This window comes from Candidatus Fermentibacter sp. (assembly GCA_030373045.1).
GTDB lineage: Bacteria > Fermentibacterota > Fermentibacteria > Fermentibacterales > Fermentibacteraceae > Fermentibacter.
This window is the reverse complement of record JAUCPW010000008.1, coordinates 1-3250: the sequence shown is the minus strand read 5'-3', so window position 1 is coordinate 3250 and position 3250 is coordinate 1. Positions and strand designations below refer to the sequence as shown.

Genomic DNA, 3250 nt, shown 5'->3' with positions numbered 1-3250 from the left:
GCCTGGATCAGGGCGACGCTGAGCCGGTCGCAGGCGGGCGCCATCTGGGAAGCGAGGAAGCGGCGCCAGATCAGGGCGTACAGGCGGGCGCCATCCCCGGCGCTGTCGTCCGGCAGGCGGTCCACGTCGGTGGGCCGGATGGCTTCGTGGGCCTCCTGGGCATTCACGGCCCGGGTCTGGTAGGTCGGGGGTGCGGGCGGCAGGTAGTCGGGGCCGAAGTCCTGCTGGATGCGCTGGCGCGCCGCGGCCTGGGCTTCGGGGGCGAGGGCGACCGCGTCGGTGCGGTGGTAGGTGATGAGGCCCTGCTCGTACAGGGTCTGGGCCAGGGCCATGGTCCGTTCGGGGGAGAGGTCCAGTCCTTTGGCGGCGGCCTGCTGGAGCGAGGACGTCGTGAAGGGCGGCAGCGGGGGACGCAGCTTCAGGGTCTGCCCGGTCTGGGCGGTCCAGAAGGCCGCATCCCGCAGCAACGCCACCAGCTTTTCGGCCGCCTCGCGCGAGGTGAAGCGGACGTCGGCGTCTTTGAGGCGGTGGAGCCTGGCCTCGAACTGCGCGCCCTCCATCGCCAGGACCGCGCGCAGGGTCCAGTAGGGCTCCGGCGCGAAGGCCTGGAGCGCGCGCTCGCGCTCGACGACGAGGCGCAGGGCCACGCTCTGGACGCGCCCGGCGGACAGGCGGGCCTCGAGGGCCTTGCAGGCCAGGGGCGAGACGAGGTACCCGACCAGGCGGTCGACGATGCGCCGGGCCTGCTGGGCCTCGACCAGCGCCTGGTCGAGGGAGCGCGGCGCGGCCAGGGCGGCCTGGACCGCGGCCGGGGTGATGGCGTTGAAGGTCGGGCGGTAGACGGGTTTGTCCGCGAGGTCGCCGGCCAGGGCCAGCAGGTGCCAGGCGATGGCTTCGCCTTCGCGGTCGGGATCGGTGGCGAGGTAGACCGCGTCGGCGGCGCGGATGGCCCGCGCGAGCCGCTGGACGAGGTCGGCCTTGCCGGGCAGGACCTGGTAGAGGGGCTGGAAGCCGTGTTCCAGCGCGACGCCGAGGTCGTTTTCGGGCAGGTCGCGGACGTGGCCGCGGCAGGCTTCGACGCGCCAGCCGGCGCCCAGGAATGCGGCGATCTTCTTCGCTTTGGCGGGGCTTTCGACGATGACGAGCTTCATGGGGTGTGCTCCTCGAGCCATCGGTCAATGGCCTTTCGGCTGTTCAGGCGGCAAACCAGGGCGCGCAGGGCGGCCCGGACCTGGGGCCGGCGCGGGCAGGGTCTGGCGCTGCAGTTCGCGGCGGCGCAGGACCAGCCAGAGGGGCCATTCACGAAACGCATGAAACGCCTGGTCTTCAATCTGCTGCCAGGGATGGGCGGTGTCCTTGTGGGGCATGTCATCTCACTCTCACATCAGGTGGTGGAGAAGCGGGCCAGCTCGCCGGGGGTGGGGCGGTTGTAGAGGTACCAGAGGCCCTCGCCCTGGATGTCGAGCACGAAGTGGAAGCGCGGCAGGGCGGCGATGATGTCGCGGTGCTGGGGGTTGAGGTGCTGGAAGGCGGGGTCGTCCTGGAAGACGTGCATGCCCTGGCGCTGGGAGAAGACGACGCGGATGGGGCTGTTCTCGAAGACAAGGCGGGACTTGCCCTGAAGGAAGACGCTCATCTGCTGGTCGATGCAGATGAGCTTTTTTCGGCGGGTGCGGAAGGTCTTGGCGGCCTCGACGAGGAAGTCGAGCAGGGAAGGATGGCGCATCAGGCGGTAGACCTCGTCGACGGCGATGATGCGGGGCTGCTCGTCGATGAGGCTGTCGCGGCGGATGGCGCTGAGGACCTGGGTGTAGGCCAGGGCCTGGAGGATGGGGTCGCTTTCGAGCTCGTGGAAGCTGAAGACGCGGGGGCCAATCCAGGCACGGCCGGCGCGGGTGAGGTCGACGTTGGTGGCGCCGTTGAGGAAGGAGGCCCAGGGGCCGCTGCCGGTGCACAGGCCGGCGATCTCGTCGGCGAGGTCGCGGGCGATGGCCTGGGTGGCGGGTTTGTCGCCCAGACCGGAGAGCACATCACACACCACGTCACAGGTGGGGGCGAGGTCGGGGGTGACCTGGCCGAGGTCCGGGAAGCCTGAGTAGAGGGTTTCGAGGGCCTCGCCGAGCAGGCCGCGCTCGAGGTTCTGGCGCTGGCCGCCGGACAGGGGGCGGCCGAGGACGGTCTCGTAGATGCGGGTGGCATGGCTGACCTGCTCGATGAGGGTCGGGAACATGACATCCTGGGGGTTGAGGCGGGTGGCGCGGGCGCTCATGACGGTCCAGGGCAGGCCGAAGGCTTCGGCGATATGGCGGCCGTGGCCCATGGGCTCGAGCAGGTCGAAGGGGATGCCGTTTTCGGCGAACTCGCGGGTGAGGTAGCAGTTGAGGCCAAAGGTCTTGCCGAAGCCGGAGACGCCGACCCAGACCTCGTGGGTGGCGCGGCGGTCGAGCCAGGAGTCGTGGAAGACGGGGTAGGCGGCGCCGACGGCTTCGCCGCGCAGGACGCCCTGGGTGCTGGACAGCTTGCGGTAACCGAGGGGGGAGAGCATGAGGGCGAGCTCGCGGGAGACGACGGGCCAGGTGGTGTCGGGCAGGCCGACCTGGCGGGTGGGACGGGCGGCGAAGTAACCCAGGGCGCGGGCGAGCAGCTCGCCGACCTCGTGGCGCAGGCTGAACCAGGCGCGGGTCTCGTTGACGACGGCCTGGACGCGCTCGCGCAGGGTGTCGAGGTCATCGGCGGCGATGGCGAGACACAGCTGGACGAGGTGGAGGGCGTCGCCCTGGTTGATCTCCTGGAGGGCGCGCCGGCAGTCGGCCACGCGCTGGACGGCGCGGCTGTCCTCGCCGCGCATACCGGCGAGGTGGACCTCATAGGCCTGGATGATGCCTTCCAGGGCGTCGATGGCGCTGTTGCGCTCATAGGACCTGGGGATGTCGACCGCCAGGGCGAGGGGGAAGTTGAGGCGCAGCAGGGGCGGCAGGGGGCGGAAGAAGTTCCAGGTGGACGGGGCGAACTCGTAGCTGGTCAGGACGGCCCAGAAGGGGCGCCCGCCGGGCCGGCCGAGGGGGGCCAGATGCCAGAAGGGGGCTTCGCGCAGGGTCTAATGGCCCTCGACGAGGCCGGGCCAGGTCGCCTCAACGACGCGGGTGTCGAAGGCCGAGGTGAGGCCGCCGGCCAGGGCGCGCGGGTTCTGGTCGCTCCAGAGGGCCATGCCGCACAGGGCGCGCTGGTACTGGGCGGAGTCGTCGAGCTG

Annotated in this window: 2 protein-coding genes; both read right to left on the bottom strand. The window is 71.0% G+C overall.

Annotated elements, in window-relative coordinates:
• The coding region (locus QUS11_02210) for a DNA topoisomerase (GenBank protein MDM7992106.1) at positions 1-1151 on the bottom strand (1151 nt) is incomplete at its 3' end.
• A 233-nt stretch (positions 1152-1384) separates the two neighbouring features.
• Entirely contained in the window at positions 1385-2848 is a 1464-nt protein-coding gene (locus QUS11_02205; protein MDM7992105.1) for a hypothetical protein, read from the bottom strand.
• Between the last annotated feature and the right edge of the window lie 402 nt (positions 2849-3250).

Excerpts from the sequence above, each read along its gene's own strand:
- QUS11_02205 (MDM7992105.1), bottom strand. The coding sequence starts at position 2,848 with ATGCGCGGCGAGGACAGCCGCGCCGTCCAGCGCGTGGCCGACTGCCGG.